Origin of the sequence: Vibrio sp. 10N.286.51.C3, assembly GCF_003050065.1 — a bacterium.
GTDB classification, from domain to species: domain Bacteria; phylum Pseudomonadota; class Gammaproteobacteria; order Enterobacterales; family Vibrionaceae; genus Vibrio; species Vibrio crassostreae.
The window spans coordinates 78,116-93,593 of record NZ_PIGC01000017.1; the positions used below are offsets into that span (position 1 = coordinate 78,116).

Here is a 15,478-nt window from a genome sequence, read left to right on the forward strand (position 1 = left end):
TATCGTATACTTCCGAATAGGATCAGCCACCATTGAGCAATTGCTCAAATTAATCGCCCTGTAGAGGCGGATATATAAAGGAATAAATGAATGACTACCAACAACACGCGTCTGTTTAAAAAGTCTCTTTTAGCAGTAACAATTACACTGGCGTCTTCGCAAGCGATGGCAGCAGGTTTCCAACTTAACTCACAATCAGCAACCGGCCTTGGTCGTGCTTTTGCTGGTGATGCGGTAATCGCAGATAATGCTTCTGTTATGGCTCGTAACTCAGCAGCAATGGCTTTGTTTGATTCATCTCAGTTCTCTGCTGGTATCAACTATATCGAGACTGACATCGATGTAACAAATGTAACCGCTGGCGGTGCAGTGCCTGTAGATAGTGCGAATAATAGCAGTGGTACTCCGGTTCCTAATATCTACTATATCCACCGACTAAATGACCAATGGGCATTTGGTGCTGGTATATATTCAAATTTTGGTACAACCAATAATTTTGATAGCAACTTTGGTTCAAGCAGCGCTTTAGGTGGTGCACACACAGGTCTATCAGCATATGGCGGTACTACTGAAATCAAAAGCATCAACTATGCATTATCAGCTTCGTACCGTGTAAATGAGCAATTCTCTGTTGGTGCTGGTTTAGATATCATTCAAGGTAGCGGTAAACTAGAGAGAAATCTAACAACCACTAACCCTGCTACTGGTGTTACTAGTACAACTAACTTAGCATCTATCGATGCTGATGGTATTGGTTTGGGTTGGAACATTGGTGCAGTATATGAAGTAGACTCAGCAAACCGCTTCGGATTTTCTTACCACTACAGTCCTGAAATTGAAGCAGACGGGGACATGACGTTAGGTGGAGCTCTTCCGCTAGACACATTATACCTATCGTTACCAAGCATGGCTGAGTTCTCTGGTTACCATGAGATTAAAGATACTAAATTTGCGGTTCACTACTCTGTACAATGGATTGGTTGGAACACATTTGACACCCTTGAAGCGGATTCTGTTGCTGGTAAGCAAGAAATTGGTAACTACCAGTGGCAAGACGGTTGGCACTACGCTATTGGTGGTACTTACTTCCTAAATGATGCTTGGACTCTACGAGCTGGTTACATGTACGACACAGCAGCTCAAGATAAAGTAACTTCGATTTCTGTACCTGATTCAGATCGTCAATGGTTCTCTGCAGGTTTCACATACGCATTCCAACAACAGCATACAGTTGACTTCGGCTTTACTTACCTACTAGGTGAAGATGTAGATGTAAACGAGGGTAATGGTGCTCTAACAGCAACTACTCACGCAGACGCAATCCTAGCTGGTATTCAATACAGCTATAGCTTCTAGCTTCTAGCTTCTAGCTTCTAGCTTCTAGCTTCTAGCTTCTAGCTTCTGCTAAAACTAGTCTAAAAGGGTCGCATTATGCGACCCTTTTTTATTGCCTAAACCACTGACTCAAATCAATTTAAGCTTACAACTGTAGCCTGCAAGGTCAATATATGACTACAAGTGTACGCTCAAACTTCGCAACACAGCCGAAACATTTAGATTATTTCTCTAATAATTAAACACATTTACTCATTAAATCCCTAAAACACTGTTTTATTCGAATTTCATTTTTAAAGTAATGACTCTAAAAGTAGAATCACGCCACTAAATACTTATGATTCAGCGAACATAATAATGAAAATGAATAAGACTCTTCTATCTGCTGCTGTGGCAGTTGGACTACTTTCGACTTCTACCGTAACTCACGCGGCAGGTTTTCAACTAGCAGAATACTCGGCAACAGGCCTAGGCCGCGCATACGCTGGTGAAGCAGCAATGGCTGACGGTGCAGATGCTCAATGGCGTAACCCTGCAATGCTGACTTATCTAGAAGGCACACAAGTTTCTGTTGGCGCTATCTATGTTGACCCTAACATTGATATCGATGGCACTTCTACGTCTGCTTTTACTGGCGCTAAGTCCTCATCTAACTCTAGCGATTTTGCACATAGCGCAGTAATTCCAAACTTTTATGTTTCTCATAAGTACAACGACAAGTTCGCATTAGGCTTTGCTGCGGGTACTAACTACGGTATGGAAACAGACCTAGGGAAAGACTTTGGTGGCGCTAACCATGGTAACGAAGCAAGTGTTACTACAATGGAGCTAAACCTAAACGCTGCATACCAAGTACTTGAAAGTGTATCTATAGGTGGCGGTATTCGCTACATCATGGCTGAAGGTAGCTTTGGTGCGGTATCTACAGCAAACTCGCTTGTTCCATTACCAGCAGGTACTCCTTTAAAATATATGGAAGGTGATGACACTGCATGGGGCTGGCAAATTGGTACAGCGTGGCAGATTAATGAAAACAACCGCCTTGGCTTTACTTACAAGTCAGAAGTTGATCTAACTCTAGAAGGTTATGCACAAGGCTTTGGTTTCAACCAGGCAAACCCGGCGGCGCACAAAAATGGTTCAATGGATCTTGCACTTCCAGCAACAGCAGAACTTGCGAGCTTCCACCAGCTAACAGAAAAAGTTGCAGTTCACGCGAGTGTTAACTGGACAAACTGGAGCAGCTTTAAAGAACTTGTAGCGGATTTCCCTGGTGAAAACAGCGTTGAGATCAAACAAGAGAACTGGGAAGACAACTACCGCTTTGCAATTGGTACGACTTACCAAATGACACCAAAACTGGCTCTGCGTTCTGGTATTGCTTACGACACTTCGGCAGTAAGCGAAGAGCACCGCACTGCGACTATCCCTGAAACAGATCGTACTTGGCTGAGTATTGGTGCAGGCTACCAATGGTCTGAGCAGCTAACTCTAGATGCTGGTTTCACTTACATCCTAGCGAAAGACGCTAAAATGCATGAAACCGATGCTGCAGCGGATTTATTTGGTGGCAACTTCGAAGGTGAAGTGACAGGTAGCATCTGGTTAGTTGGTATCCAAGCTAACTACCGTTTCTAATCTACTCCTCTGAAAGTAGAAAGCATTAAAAAGGCTCGATGTTGTTTTCAACATCGAGCCTTTCTTTTATCGATTTTCTAGTAATCTTCTAGATAACCATCGATGAAGTCCTCTTCTTCAAGATCGACCTCTTCAGGTTCAATCTCCGCTTTGAAGTCACGACGTTGAATATAAACATCACGGGTTAATGCGTATGGATCTGGGGAATCATCCAACAGCGCTTCTTGTGACACTAATTGAGCACGTGTTTCCATGCCTTCAAATGCCCATTTGCCTAAGCTAGCCCAAAAGTTCAGAAACGACAGAGGCACATACAAGCCATCAACGGTTTCAGTTACTTCACGCGTTGTTATTGGGCCATAACCCGGCACCATGAAGTAGGGACCATTCCCTACCCCGTAATGACCAATCGCATCAGAGAACGACTTATCATCGTACTTAGTGATCCCCGCTTCGCTGGCAATATCGATTAAGCCTAACAAACCAATCGTTGAGTTAATCCAAAAACGATTGAAATGGTCGAGTGCTTTTTCACCATTGCCCATAATAAGGTTATTCACCATGCTTGATGGTTCGTCTAAGTTGGCTAGAAAATTGGATATACCAGAACGTACTGGCACAGGGGTGTAGTCAACATAAGCGAGGGAAACAGGGCGAACTAAATAAGGATCTAGATATTCGTAGTTGATATCCCACATCGCTCGGTTGAAGCCTTCAAAAGGATCATTCGGGTGGGACTCTTCGACGTATTCAGAGGTTTCGAGGTTATCATCGTTAACACTTTCGTCCGGCGCACTTGAACACCCAACCGTTAAGCTTGCGATAAAAAGTAAACTCGAGAGTCTTAAAACACTGACAGACATATCACCTTTTCCATAAGGAATTCAAATAATAAAAAAGGCCAGCAATCGCTGGCCTCAATTGTTTGGCTAAGTCTATACCGTTTATCTGCAAATCGGAATAGCTAACACCTATGCAAAGTGATGATTAATATTGCTTATTGATATCAATGGTAACTGGAGCACCCAGTTCAACCACTTCACTTTCACCGTACCAATCGCCTTCGCGAGTTGAAACGTTGCCGTCTGTATCAAGCCTAGCTCTAACCATCAGAGTTTCAAGGCTAGACAGCTCTTGTCCTTCCAGCATGCTGTTGCCGTCATCTAGCACAACAGTACGAGGGAAAGTCCCTAGTGGGTAACGAGCGGCTGCGATAGGCATTGGAGAACCATCTGCTCTGTGTACTGAAACAATTAACACTGAGTTAGGGTCAGCATTCACGTCTGCAGATAGATCGAGCGTTACAGCAACAGTCTTACCTTGGTCGACACCCATATTGTCGCCCATTTTCTTCTGAGCACTTTCAATACTGCGCGAAAGCATTTCATAGCGACTGTCTTGTGGACCAATCATCTGTTGCATGATGCTCCAGTACTTCACCGCACCTGGGTAGTCTTGACGCTCAAACGCATCAAACGCAAGCAGTGAGAACACACGAAGGTCAACGTAATCGTTTTGAATCAAACGGCTCAAAATCAAACGAGCTTGGTTTTGATCAGCTTCATCAGGAGAAAGCATCAGTGCTTGTGCGAAACCTAACTGAACATCTTCATTCTTAGGTTCAAGCTTGTAAGCTCGTTCCATAGAATCTTTTGCTGTTTCAGCGTCGCGGTTAGCCAGTGCAATACGACCGAGTAGCAACCAACCTGTTGAATCTTTTGGTTGGTAATGCAGACGAGTACGAAGCGCTAGAGTCAAATCTTCCAACTCATCATCCGTTAGTGCACCACCTTCCGATGACATTAGCTTTTTAGACAATTCAGGAAGGTTCGAGCTCACTTCTTGCCAGTGTTGAACTTTGTCCAACGCACCGAACTTAAAGTACATACCATAAGTCACAACGACGACAAGGATGATCGACGGTACAACCACACCAACCGTTGAGATTTGAGTCTTCTTCATCTCTTCTTGTGCAGGAACATCATCAAGCAGAGACTGTTTCAAATCATCGATCAGTTCTTGTTGGTTATCAACAAGACCTTCCTCTGCTTCTACTTCTAACTCGACAAGACGGTCTTTATAGAATGCTTTGTTCAACTCGTCGCGAAGCATTTCGTCATTGTTTGCCTTCTTGTTAATGAAAGGCAGAACAATTAAGAAAATTGCCGCTAGCGAAAGGATAATGGTAGAAATCCAAAATAGAGTCATTACTTCTTATCTCCGTCGTTCTCTTCATCGAGTAACGCTTTTAAGCGAGCTTCTTTGTCTGCATCCCAGTCTTTATCTGACTCTACTGCCGCTTTCGATTTTGACTTTCTGCTTCGCAAAATGATCAAACCAAATCCAAACACAACCACCGCAAACGGACCAATCCAAAGGATCGATGTTGCTAGTGTCAGTGGTGGATTGTAAGTCACAAAGTTACCGTAGCGAGCAATCATGTAATCAATGATATCTTGCTTCGACTTACCGTCTTTTGTCATCTCGTACACTTTTTGACGTAAGTCGACCGCTAACTCAGCGTTCGAATCACCAATCGTGTTGTTCTGACATTTAGGGCAGCGTAATGTATTGCTTAGCTCTTTGAACTGCTGCTCTTGATCTACGGTATCAAATTCATGAAATTCGATAGGTGCAGCAGAAACCGTCGCTGAGATTGCGAACGTAGCAAATAGAGTAATCAATGCCTTTCTAATCATTTCGATTCCTCCAACAACTCTTGATACATCGGCTCAAGCGTCGATGCCCAGTTGGTCGGGTTCACATCACCAACATGGCGGTAACGAACCACACCGTTAGCATCAATTAGGAAAGTTTCAGGTGCGCCATACACGCCGAGGTCAAGACCTAGCATGCCATTACCATCAAACAGGCTGATTAGGTACGGGTTACCCAGCTCTTTTAACCAACCAACCGCTTTATTGCGATCATCTTTGTAATTAAGACCAATGATCTTAACCCCTTGACCAGCAAGTTTGTTCAGGTAAGAGTGCTCTGCATAACAAGTAGGGCACCAAGTCGCCCATACGTTAAGAAGCAACGGCTCACCTTTAAAGATAGCTTGATCATGCAGCTTACCTGGTTGCTCTAAGTCTTCTAGACCGAACTCAGGCACAGGCTTACCAATCAATACGGATTCAAGCTTAGTTGGGTCATCACCCGACTGGTTGCGCATTAATTGCGTTGCAAAGATTCCAGCTAGAACCATGAACGCAATCAATGGAATGAATAAAATCTTCTTGTTCATTCGGATTAAGCCTCCTGCTCTTCAGCCGACTTTTTGGTTGGCTTACGGAAACGGTAACGACGGTCACTGATAGCAATAGCGCCACCAATCGACATGATCAAAGAGCCTGCCCAGATCCAACGTACAAATGGTTTGTAGTAGATACGTACAGCCCAAGATTTGTTGTCGTCTAAACGTTCACCCATCGCGATGTAAAGATCGCGCGTTACACCACGGTCAATCGCTGCTTCCGTCATCATAGACTTAGCGGTGGTGTAGAAACGTTTTTCAGCGTGAAGCGTGTTGATGTATTTGCCTTCTTTAGTAATTTCAAAGTCAGCAATGTAACCATCGTAGTTAGGACCATCTTTGTCACGAACCCCTGTAAACAGGAAGCTGTATTCTTCAAGCTGGTAGCTTTCACCAGGTGCCAGACGAACATCGCGTTCGATGCTGTAGTTTTGCACCATCGCGATACCAATCACTGTCACAGCTAAACCGATGTGACCACACACCATCGCCCAGTGACTACGAGGCAACTTAGTTAGACCTTTCATAAACGTATGACGGTGAGTCGCACGTTCATGCAGCTCAAAGCCGTGCATGAAGATGATCCAGAATGCCATTACCCAGCCAGCAAACGCAGTACCACTGAAGCGGTCAGCCAATAGAGCAACCATTAGCGCACTCAAGCCCAGTGAGAATGCACCTGAAATCAGCATTGGTTTAACAAGCTTAGACAGGTTGTCACGTTTCCAGCGGATCAGAGGACCGATACCAAGCAAGAACGAGAACGGAATCATTAACCAAAAGAACAGCATGTCAAAGAATGGAGCACCGATAGATACCGATCCCAAGCCTAACTGTTTGTGAACTAGTGGTAATAACGTACCTACTAACACAACCACTAGGGCTGCAATCAATAAGATGTTGTTGCCAAGCAGTGCGTTTTCACGAGAAACCAGATCGAAGTTACCACGAACACGAACCGATGCGCCTTTAACAGCAAACAACAGCAGTGAGCCACCGATAACGAAGACTAGGAAACCTAGGATAAACATACCGCGAGCAGGATCCGACGCAAACGCGTGAACCGATACCAAGATGCCTGAACGAACTAAGAATGTACCTAGTAAGCTTAGCGAGAATGCAGAGATAGCCAGCAATACTGTCCAAGCTTTAAATGTGCCACGCTTTTCTGTTACCGCTAGTGAGTGCATCAGCGCAGTACCAGCCAACCAAGGCATGAATGAAGCGTTTTCTACTGGATCCCAGAACCACCAGCCACCCCAGCCAAGTTCGTAGTAAGCCCACCAAGAGCCTAGTGCGATACCTACTGTTAGGAATAACCAAGCTGCGATTGTCCAAGGACGCGACCAACGAGCCCATGCCGTATCTAAACGACCACTCATTAGAGAAGCGATGGCGAAAGAGAACGCTACCGAGAAACCTACATAACCCATGTAAAGCATTGGCGGGTGAATAATCAAACCCGGATCTTGCAGTAGTGGGTTCAAGTCACGGCCATCTACAGGGAAGAAAGGCAATGTACGTAGGAACGGGTTAGACGTTACGATAATGAACAGCAAGAAGCCGACAGTAATCAAACCCATGATAGCCAGTACGCGAGCCACAGACTCTTGAGGCATACCACGGCTAAACGTCGCTACTGCAACTGTCCAACCCGCTTGGATAAGAACCCAAAGCAGTAATGAACCTTCGTGAGCGCCCCAAACCGCCGTAATTCGGTAGTACCAAGGCAGTTGGCTATTCGAGTTACTTGCTACGTATTGAATCGTAAAATCATTGGTGTAGAACGCGTAACACAAGATAAAGAACGAAATCGCTAAGAATCCGAACATACCCCACGACAACGGTCGTGCGCTGTTCATCAATAATGTGTTATTTCGAGCGGCTCCATACAATGGGAGCACGCTTAGCAGCAATGCAAGTCCCAAGGACAGGATCATCGCAAAATGGCCGATCTCGGCTATCATTGAGCATTTCCTTCTTTTTGTTCAGTCGTGTATTGCAAAGGCTCATGGGTTTTCTTCATTGCTTCCGCAACTTCAGAAGGCATGTACTCTTCATCGTGCTTTGCCAACACCTCAAACGCTTCGATTGTCGTTGCATTTTTAAGCACACCCTGAGCAACAATACCTTGGCCTTCACGGAAAAGATCAGGAAGGATGCCATCGTATAGAATCGTTACTTTAGGGCCTACATCTTGCAAATCAAAGCTTACACGTAGTGATTCATTGTCACGGCTTACAGAGCCGACTACGACCATGCCACCAATACGTAGGCGTTGACCAACTTCAGGTTTTTTACCATCTTTGCCGTTGACCAGCTCAGTTGGTGTGTAGAACAGATCCATGTTCTGGTTAAGTGCGTAAACCATCAATCCAACAGTCGCACTGATACCAAAAAAGATCGCTAAGACAATGCCCAGCCTCTTTTTACGTCTTGGGTTCATAGAGTGTTCTCCATATTTTTTGCTGCATCGATACGAGCCTGACGATCAATCTTAGCTTGTACTTCATTTAGTAATTGCTTACCACGACGAACGCTTACGACCAGTAAAATGATCATCGCGAGAAATGTGATTCCAAATGCACTCCATACATATGAGGCGTAGCCCCCCATGGCAAAGAAATCACTCAAAGATTCAAAATACATAATTACCTACCCTACTACGCTTTTTCGGCCGCAAGCTTGCGAACCCATGGACGGTGACTCTCTTTACTGATGATTTCGTTACGGAAACGAACCATAGTCACAGCACCAAAGAAAAAGGCGAAGCCGAAGATGTTAAGAAGAAGCGGCCATAGCATGTCACTTGATATAGAAGGCTTGTCGAATTTAGTGATCGTCGCGCCTTGGTGAAGTGTGTTCCACCACTCTACGGAAAAGTGAATGATAGGTAGGTTGATGACACCAACGATTGCCAAAATGCCTGCTGCTTTAGCGGCTGTTTTTTGGTCATCAAATGCGTGGTGAAGTGCAATCACACCCAAGTATAAGAATAGAAGAATCAACTCTGAGGTTAAACGTGCATCCCAAACCCACCAAGCACCCCACATTGGTTTACCCCAAACCGCACCGGTTAGCAGTGCAATGAAGGTAAATACAGCACCAATCGGCGCCATCGCCAATGCGGCCATATCAGATAGTCTCACCTGCCATACCAAACCGATAAAGGCAGCAATCGCCATCGACATGTAAACGCCCATCGACCAGATGGCAGACGGAACATGGATGTAGATGATTCGGAAACTATCACCTTGTTGGTAATCTGAAGGCGCAAATGCAAGCCCCCACACGGTACCGACGGATAGACACAATAGCGCTAGGATCGAAAACCATGGCAAAAGTTTACCAGCAAGCTGATAAGAGGTTTCTGCTTTGGCATAGGGATGGAGCCATTTCCACATGTTGTAATCTCACTCTTACTTCATATTGCTTACAGCTATTAAAGCTATAATTATAATAATTTTATTTGTCTTGCTTTCAGTTTTACTGACTCTATGAGTCCAATCGACACGTTTGGTTCACATTAGCTATACGATAACGGAACCCTTATCAGTTCACACTCACTCTAAGTGCGGCACTGATCGCAAAAGGTGTCAGAGTCATCGCCCCCATTAACATCGCCCCAAGCACCGCCAACTGACCGTTGTATGCAACGCCCAATGCCGCAGCGTCAATAGCTGACGTCGCGAAAATCAAAATGGGGATGTAAAGCGGCAGAATTAACAGGCTTAATAGGACTCCGCCCTTCTGTAACCCAACGGTCAACGCAACACCAATCGCACCAATAAAGCTCAATGCGGGTGTGCCTACCAGCAAGGTCAACACAACTGAGAGCCATGTATCAAAATCTAAAGACAACAAAACAGCTAACAATGGGCTGATTAAAATCAATGGTAACCCGGTCAACAACCAGTGTGCTATGACCTTGGACAAGACTACCAACTGCAACGGGATGGGCATCAGCATCATCTGCTCAAGGGCACCATCTTGAAAATCATCGCGGAAAAGGCGCTCTAAAGAGAGCAATGCCGAGAGCAAAGCGGCCACCCAAACAATACCCGCAGCAATACGTGCAAGTAGGTTTGGCTCAGGGCCGATACTTAAAGGGAAAAGCGTGATAACAATGATGAAGAACCACAGAGGGTTAAAGATATCCGCTTGACGTCGGAATGCGATAAGCAGCTCACGTCGGATAATCGTGGTCATAGAAGAGATCATATTACTCACCCAACTTTATTTTTCTTAGTTTCGGGCTATCAGCAAACATATCTTGGTGCGTGGTTAATAACACAATGCCACCGTTGTCTGCATGCTGAGAAAAAAGAGATTCGAGAACTTTCACGCCCTGCTTATCAATCGCAGTCAGCGGTTCATCGAGAATCCACAACATTTGCTTACTCAACCAAAGACGAGCCAATGCGACTCGGCGCTGTTGCCCCGCTGAAAGTTGCCCCGCAGGTACGTCTTCTCTGCCCGCAAGCCCGACTTGAGCCAACGCGTGGTAAAGCTCTTCTTTGCTCGTACCACCACTGTGAATCGACTGATAGAAACTCAGGTTCTCATAGGCACTTAGCTCGCGCTTCACACCAGTTTGGTGACCAAGAAAAAGCAAATTTTGATGATACACGTCTCGACTCGATTCGATAGACTCACCATCCCAAGAGATAGTGCCGTCATCGCGATCACCTAAGCCAGTAATAATCCTAAGGAGTGTCGTTTTCCCGGTACCGTTACGACCTTCAACCTGAACCAGTTCACCTGGTTTCAATTGAAAAGACAACGATTCAAATAGAACCCTGTCGTCACGAATAGCAGTTAAATTTGAGACTTCTAGCATAGGTAAATTTAGTCGAGTAATGAGAGGGCTATAGTAGCACACCAACATGGTGACAAAACAGGACTAGGCGTTTTCGATAGAACAAAGTCGGTAAGAAACTGTTACCACCGCATCACAATTTACACATTTTCATCAACAAACAAGATATTGCCTTAGATACAAGCACTTATAAACATCGTTCTATATAGATAGAACAGGCATAAAAAAAAGAAGCCGAAGCTTCTTTTAAAAGGAATACGTAATAAACATCAATTATTCAATACGAATTAAGCGCTCAATTTAACGACGTCGAGACGGGTCTCTGCGATCGCGAGAGGCATCGGGTTGATCATCGTACGATGAAGGGTTACTTCTCAACGAAGGGATTTTCTCCTTACCCGCGAGCTTATTCTGTAGAGACATCATTAGCTCAGCTTCCGCTTTAGGTAGTTCACACTCTTCAATCAGTTCGTTTATCCCGGCACCAAGCTGAACCATTTTCGTTGCACGTGTGTACAAGCGGCCATCAGTGTCAGCATGTTCCAACTCAACAATACGCTCATTCAAGTGCTTTATCAGATCTTGCTGTTCAGTTACTTTTTGGCCCAGGCCAACCACAACCGAGCGAACCTCAAGTAATTGCTTACTCGATTTTTGAAGCTCTTTGTCCAAATTACGAACTTGCAGACGTGACTGATCGAGCTGCTTTTGAATCGCACGTTTTACTTTGCTAATCAAAATCACGATGAATAACGTAAAAACCCCAACGCCTGATATCAGAGCAACAGGGGTTAAAGGAAGCGCTTCAAACATTACAGGTGAGCCATCTCATCCCATTCGTCTTCGCTTAGTAGTTTGTTTAGATCTACTAAGATAAGCAGCTTGCCATCACGGTTACTGACACCTTGAATGAACTTAGCACTTTCGTCAGTGCCAACACTTGGCGTTGTGTCGATTTCAGAAGAACGTAGGTAAACCACTTCAGCAACGCTATCTACTAGAATGCCAATAACTTGACGCTCAGATTCAATAACGATGATACGAGTGTTATCTGTGATTTCACCTTGCATCAAACCAAAGCGAGAACGAGTGTCGATAACAGTAACAACATTACCACGCAGGTTGATAATACCTAGAACGTAGTCTGGAGCACCCGGTACAGGAGCAATTTCACTGTAACGCAGTACTTCACGTACTTGCATTACATTGATGCCGTAAGTTTCTTCTTCTAGCTGGAATGTCACCCATTGAAGTACTTCATCATTGGTTGGATCTTTTCTTACTTCAACTTCACTCATATGAGACATAGATAATCCTCTTGCCGTCGTTACCGACCACTATTATTAACTTGACGCTTATTGTTAGCCTAATGCTTATGACTAGCTTAATGCTTTTACATCTAGCCCTGCGTTTAGCATGGCGATTAATGCTTCAACATGGATCAAAGCACACATTTTTTCTTTTACCATACCAGCGAGCCATGGGCGTTTCCCTGCCATTTCTCGCCAACGTACTTTATCTGTATTAAGTAGCTCGGTGCCTTTTAACTCGGTACCTGCAAGCCCCCACAAGCTCTCTCCAAGCATCACTATATATTGATAGTTTTCTTTGTATTCGTCACTCGATAGTTTCTCAGACATCACCCATTTTGCGGTGTCGACCACATCTAGCTGACTATCACGGTCGGTTTGTAAACCTAAATACCAAGCTGGCTTACCAATGATATGGCTTAACTCTTCAAGGCGATGGATGCCGCCAAGCTCATCAAGTGGCACCGCAAAGGTCACGCCGTTTACATCAAAATACAAAACTTGAAAGTCTTCTGTGCGAACCGTACTTTCCCAAGAGGTAAACTGGTCAGCACCTCCTGCTTGAGTTTCAGGTTCAATAACTGTCTCGGGCTTAGGGACGTCAAGTTCAGGTTCAACAGCCTTAACTTCTACTTGTTCCATCTCCAGCGATTCAGCTTGTAACTCTTCAAATTGCTGCGTTTCAACCAGTGGCTCTGCAGCAATTGATAAATCAGGTTGTGGAAGATTCCAATCTTGAATCTCTGGCTCTTCAAACACCTGAACAGATTCAACCGCGGCATCAAACATTTGCATATCTGCTTGCTGGGCGATTTTCTGGGTGTTCTGATCCATCAACTCATCAAGGTTCAGTTCATCAACAACATTGGTCGCCTCTAAACGACTCAGTAGCTTCTGAACATCCTCAAGGTTAGGAACCTCAAACTCAGCCGCGCGTATTTCTGCGTAACTTGAGTGGTGACTCGAAAATTGGCGCTCTGGCTCTGGCTCTGGCTCTGGCTCTGGCTCTGGCTCTGGCTCTGGCTCTGGCTCTGGCTCTGGCTCTGGCTCTGGCTCTTCAGATTGTGATTCGTCGCTCGACTCGTCAACAAAAAAATCGTCAGATTCAAAGCTTTCATCGCCTAATAACGCAGTAAAGTAGTCATCCAGTGCTTGTTCACTGGAGAGACTTGGCTGCGCCAATACTGATTCTTTATTCGCGCTCATTTATCGCCAACCTTTCGAGATAAATAAGCAACTGTTTATAAGCAAATACACCACGGCTACCCGATGCAAAATGAGATGCTGGTAGGCGTTTTAGGCTCGCATCTCGAAACTTAGTATCTATCGGCACAGCAGACGTCCAAACTTGGTTTGGATAATCATCTTTGAGCTGCGTTAATGTTTGCAGTGAGGCTTTGGTTCGTTTGTCGTACATGGTAGGGACAATCGTCACCTTAAACGGTGTTTTGCGAGACTTCTGCATGATGGTCAAAGTGCGAATCATGCGCTCTAAGCCCTTCATCGCCAAAAACTCAGTCTGTACCGGAATCAATATACGGTCACTCGCAGCCAATGCATTGACCATCATCACACCCAGAATTGGCGGGCAATCGATCAACACATAGTCATAGTCACCTTTCAAAGCGGCCAAAGCGCGCTTCAAGATCAACCCCATGCCGCTTCGATTTCCCATTACACGGTCTAATGTGGCCAAAGACATGTGCGCAGGAATAATATCGATACCTTCAACTTCCGTTTGTAAAAGCAAAGGTCTTACTGTCTGCGCGTTAAACTCACGCAACTGAAACAAATCAAACAGGCTCGATTCCACCGTATCTGAGTCGTAACCCAGATAGGTGGTCAGTGATGCATGTGGGTCAGTATCAACCAACAGAACACGGTGCCCCTTCAACGCAAGTAAACCTGCTAGAGTCACGGTCGTGGTCGTTTTACCAACACCACCTTTTTGGTTTGCAACACTCCAAACAATCATTTCGATTTACCTAAGCTAACCCAACTTCAACCAAAATCCTTTCCGCGATGCGGTCGAGAGGTAGGTCTTCAGTAGAAATGCCAGCTTTTGCTACAGCTTGAGGCATACCATATACAACACAACTATCTTCGTCTTGTGCCCAAATCGTCGAGCCCGCGGTTTTCAACATACGCGAACCTTCTCGACCATCTGCGCCCATACCGGTCAGTATCATAGACAACACTTTGTCACCGTAGATCTTCGCTGCAGAGCCAAATGTGACATCCACACAAGGCTTGTAATTCATTCGGTCGCCGCCATCGATAATTCTTAGACGTGCAGACCCTGCACGGCCATCAACCATCATCTGTTTACCACCCGGAGCAAGATACGCCACTCCTGGTTTCAACACATCACCGTCTTGCGCTTCACGGACTTCAATCTTACACAAGGTGTTCAATCGACTAGCAAAAGCAGCTGTGAATGTTGCTGGCATATGCTGAACTAACACAATCGGATGTGGATAGTTAGCAGGGATGCGCGTCAAAATCTTCTGTAGCGCAACCGGGCCACCAGTCGACGTACCAATTGCCGTTAATTGATATTTCTTACCTGACGCTCTGAATTTTGCCGTTGATGCAACCGCTGGCTTCGCTGTCGAAGTCGCAGCTGCTGTTGAAATCGGTTGGCGTAATGGCGTAGATGTTGAAGTCGTTGCTGTCGCTCTCGGTGCAATAGGAGCACGACGCATAAACGCACGCTTTGCAGCAATCTGAATCACACGCTGTTGAAGCAATGCAACCGCATCATCGCGGTTACGTGCGATGTCTTCAAACTTCTTAGGTAGGAAGTCGAGAGCACCTGCATCTAATGCATCTAACGTTGCTCTCGCTCCATCATGCGTTAACGATGAAAACATCAAAATAGGCGTTGGAGACGCGGCCATGATCTCACGAACGGCAGTGATGCCGTCCATGACAGGCATTTCAATGTCCATCGTGATTACGTCAGGTCTTAGCTGTTTCGCTTTCTCAACGGCTTCTTTACCGTTTACTGCTACATCAATGACTTCTAGGCGAGCCTCTGAGTTGATAATCTCGCTAACGCGACGACGAAAGAAACTCGAATCATCAACGACTAATACTTTAATCGCCATATTTATCCTT

The 15,478-nt window shown here is 45.2% G+C and carries 17 protein-coding genes; 2 read left to right on the forward strand and 15 right to left on the reverse strand.

Annotated features, from left to right (window positions below):
- The first annotated feature begins 90 nt into the window (after positions 1–90).
- On the forward strand, positions 91–1,356 hold the full coding sequence (locus CWO27_RS17525) for an outer membrane protein transport protein (protein WP_102503978.1): 1,266 nt from the start codon (positions 91–93) through the stop codon (positions 1,354–1,356).
- 336 nt (positions 1,357–1,692) lie between these two features.
- Positions 1,693–2,973 (forward strand): outer membrane protein transport protein, encoded by a 1,281-nt coding sequence (locus CWO27_RS17530; protein ID WP_107899302.1) that lies wholly within the window; start codon positions 1,693–1,695, stop codon positions 2,971–2,973.
- A gap of 77 nt (positions 2,974–3,050) precedes the next feature.
- On the opposite strand, the gene CWO27_RS17535 is transcribed toward CWO27_RS17530, so the two are convergent.
- The 15 genes from CWO27_RS17535 to CWO27_RS17605 all read right to left on the reverse strand — a co-directional run bounded on the left by CWO27_RS17535 (position 3,051) and on the right by CWO27_RS17605 (position 15,468).
- Positions 3,051–3,836, reverse strand: coding sequence for an MlaA family lipoprotein (locus CWO27_RS17535; RefSeq protein WP_102432850.1), 786 nt, complete (start codon positions 3,834–3,836; stop codon positions 3,051–3,053).
- Positions 3,837–3,960: 124 nt separating this feature from the next.
- Positions 3,961–5,181, reverse strand: coding sequence for a c-type cytochrome biogenesis protein CcmI (gene ccmI / locus CWO27_RS17540; protein WP_048661501.1), 1,221 nt, complete (start codon positions 5,179–5,181; stop codon positions 3,961–3,963).
- Complete coding sequence (locus CWO27_RS17545) at positions 5,181–5,672, reverse strand: cytochrome c-type biogenesis protein (RefSeq protein ID WP_017066364.1); 492 nt, start codon at positions 5,670–5,672, stop codon at positions 5,181–5,183. Before CWO27_RS17545 ends, ccmI begins: the two co-directional genes overlap by 1 nt.
- The gene (locus CWO27_RS17550) at positions 5,669–6,220 is read right to left on the reverse strand and encodes a DsbE family thiol:disulfide interchange protein (protein ID WP_107899303.1); all 552 of its coding nucleotides are present in this window, start codon (positions 6,218–6,220) and stop codon (positions 5,669–5,671) included. The genes CWO27_RS17545 and CWO27_RS17550 overlap by 4 nt, the downstream gene beginning before the upstream one ends.
- 5 nt (positions 6,221–6,225) lie before the next feature.
- Complete coding sequence (locus CWO27_RS17555) at positions 6,226–8,196, reverse strand: heme lyase CcmF/NrfE family subunit (protein ID WP_048661502.1); 1,971 nt, start codon at positions 8,194–8,196, stop codon at positions 6,226–6,228.
- Positions 8,193–8,675: a cytochrome c maturation protein CcmE gene (gene ccmE / locus CWO27_RS17560; RefSeq protein WP_017064106.1), complete on the reverse strand. Its 483-nt coding sequence runs from the start codon at positions 8,673–8,675 to the stop codon at positions 8,193–8,195. The genes CWO27_RS17555 and ccmE overlap by 4 nt, the downstream gene beginning before the upstream one ends.
- On the reverse strand, positions 8,672–8,878 hold the full coding sequence (ccmD, locus tag CWO27_RS17565; protein WP_009848525.1) for a heme exporter protein CcmD: 207 nt from the start codon (positions 8,876–8,878) through the stop codon (positions 8,672–8,674). Before ccmD ends, ccmE begins: the two co-directional genes overlap by 4 nt.
- Positions 8,879–8,892: 14 nt before the next feature.
- Positions 8,893–9,633: a heme ABC transporter permease gene (locus CWO27_RS17570; protein ID WP_017064107.1), complete on the reverse strand. Its 741-nt coding sequence runs from the start codon at positions 9,631–9,633 to the stop codon at positions 8,893–8,895.
- 148 nt (positions 9,634–9,781) lie between these two features.
- The gene (ccmB, locus tag CWO27_RS17575; RefSeq protein ID WP_004736228.1) at positions 9,782–10,450 is read right to left on the reverse strand and encodes a heme exporter protein CcmB; all 669 of its coding nucleotides are present in this window, start codon (positions 10,448–10,450) and stop codon (positions 9,782–9,784) included.
- A 1-nt stretch (position 10,451) separates the two neighbouring features.
- Complete coding sequence (gene ccmA, locus CWO27_RS17580; RefSeq protein WP_048607846.1) at positions 10,452–11,069, reverse strand: cytochrome c biogenesis heme-transporting ATPase CcmA; 618 nt, start codon at positions 11,067–11,069, stop codon at positions 10,452–10,454.
- Between the two features lie 279 nt (positions 11,070–11,348).
- On the reverse strand, positions 11,349–11,861 hold the full coding sequence (locus CWO27_RS17585) for a DUF2802 domain-containing protein (protein ID WP_048668497.1): 513 nt from the start codon (positions 11,859–11,861) through the stop codon (positions 11,349–11,351).
- Complete coding sequence (locus CWO27_RS17590; RefSeq protein ID WP_017056895.1) at positions 11,861–12,355, reverse strand: chemotaxis protein CheW; 495 nt, start codon at positions 12,353–12,355, stop codon at positions 11,861–11,863. The genes CWO27_RS17585 and CWO27_RS17590 overlap by 1 nt, the downstream gene beginning before the upstream one ends.
- Positions 12,356–12,427: 72 nt before the next feature.
- Positions 12,428–13,564, reverse strand: coding sequence for a chemotaxis protein CheW (locus CWO27_RS17595; protein WP_107899304.1), 1,137 nt, complete (start codon positions 13,562–13,564; stop codon positions 12,428–12,430).
- Positions 13,551–14,333, reverse strand: coding sequence for a ParA family protein (locus CWO27_RS17600; protein ID WP_048661505.1), 783 nt, complete (start codon positions 14,331–14,333; stop codon positions 13,551–13,553). Before CWO27_RS17600 ends, CWO27_RS17595 begins: the two co-directional genes overlap by 14 nt.
- A gap of 10 nt (positions 14,334–14,343) precedes the next feature.
- Entirely contained in the window at positions 14,344–15,468 is a 1,125-nt protein-coding gene (locus CWO27_RS17605) for a protein-glutamate methylesterase/protein-glutamine glutaminase (RefSeq protein ID WP_048616090.1), read from the reverse strand.
- Positions 15,469–15,478 lie beyond the last annotated feature (10 nt).

Excerpts from the sequence above, each read along its gene's own strand:
- ccmE (WP_017064106.1), bottom strand. The coding sequence starts at position 8,675 with ATGAACCCAAGACGTAAAAAGAGGCTGGGCATTGTCTTAGCGATCTTT.
- CWO27_RS17600 (WP_048661505.1), bottom strand. The coding sequence starts at position 14,333 with ATGATTGTTTGGAGTGTTGCAAACCAAAAAGGTGGTGTTGGTAAAACG.
- CWO27_RS17590 (WP_017056895.1), bottom strand. The coding sequence starts at position 12,355 with ATGTCTCATATGAGTGAAGTTGAAGTAAGAAAAGATCCAACCAATGAT.
- CWO27_RS17530 (WP_107899302.1), top strand. The coding sequence starts at position 1,693 with ATGAAAATGAATAAGACTCTTCTATCTGCTGCTGTGGCAGTTGGACTA.
- ccmB (WP_004736228.1), bottom strand. The coding sequence starts at position 10,450 with ATGATCTCTTCTATGACCACGATTATCCGACGTGAGCTGCTTATCGCA.
- ccmD (WP_009848525.1), bottom strand. The coding sequence starts at position 8,878 with ATGTATTTTGAATCTTTGAGTGATTTCTTTGCCATGGGGGGCTACGCC.
- CWO27_RS17605 (WP_048616090.1), bottom strand. The coding sequence starts at position 15,468 with ATGGCGATTAAAGTATTAGTCGTTGATGATTCGAGTTTCTTTCGTCGT.
- CWO27_RS17585 (WP_048668497.1), bottom strand. The coding sequence starts at position 11,861 with ATGTTTGAAGCGCTTCCTTTAACCCCTGTTGCTCTGATATCAGGCGTT.
- CWO27_RS17595 (WP_107899304.1), bottom strand. The coding sequence starts at position 13,564 with ATGAGCGCGAATAAAGAATCAGTATTGGCGCAGCCAAGTCTCTCCAGT.
- CWO27_RS17545 (WP_017066364.1), bottom strand. The coding sequence starts at position 5,672 with ATGATTAGAAAGGCATTGATTACTCTATTTGCTACGTTCGCAATCTCA.
- CWO27_RS17525 (WP_102503978.1), top strand. The coding sequence starts at position 91 with ATGACTACCAACAACACGCGTCTGTTTAAAAAGTCTCTTTTAGCAGTA.
- CWO27_RS17555 (WP_048661502.1), bottom strand. The coding sequence starts at position 8,196 with ATGATAGCCGAGATCGGCCATTTTGCGATGATCCTGTCCTTGGGACTT.
- ccmI (WP_048661501.1), bottom strand. The coding sequence starts at position 5,181 with ATGACTCTATTTTGGATTTCTACCATTATCCTTTCGCTAGCGGCAATT.
- CWO27_RS17550 (WP_107899303.1), bottom strand. The coding sequence starts at position 6,220 with ATGAACAAGAAGATTTTATTCATTCCATTGATTGCGTTCATGGTTCTA.
- CWO27_RS17570 (WP_017064107.1), bottom strand. The coding sequence starts at position 9,633 with ATGTGGAAATGGCTCCATCCCTATGCCAAAGCAGAAACCTCTTATCAG.
- ccmA (WP_048607846.1), bottom strand. The coding sequence starts at position 11,069 with ATGCTAGAAGTCTCAAATTTAACTGCTATTCGTGACGACAGGGTTCTA.
- CWO27_RS17535 (WP_102432850.1), bottom strand. The coding sequence starts at position 3,836 with ATGTCTGTCAGTGTTTTAAGACTCTCGAGTTTACTTTTTATCGCAAGC.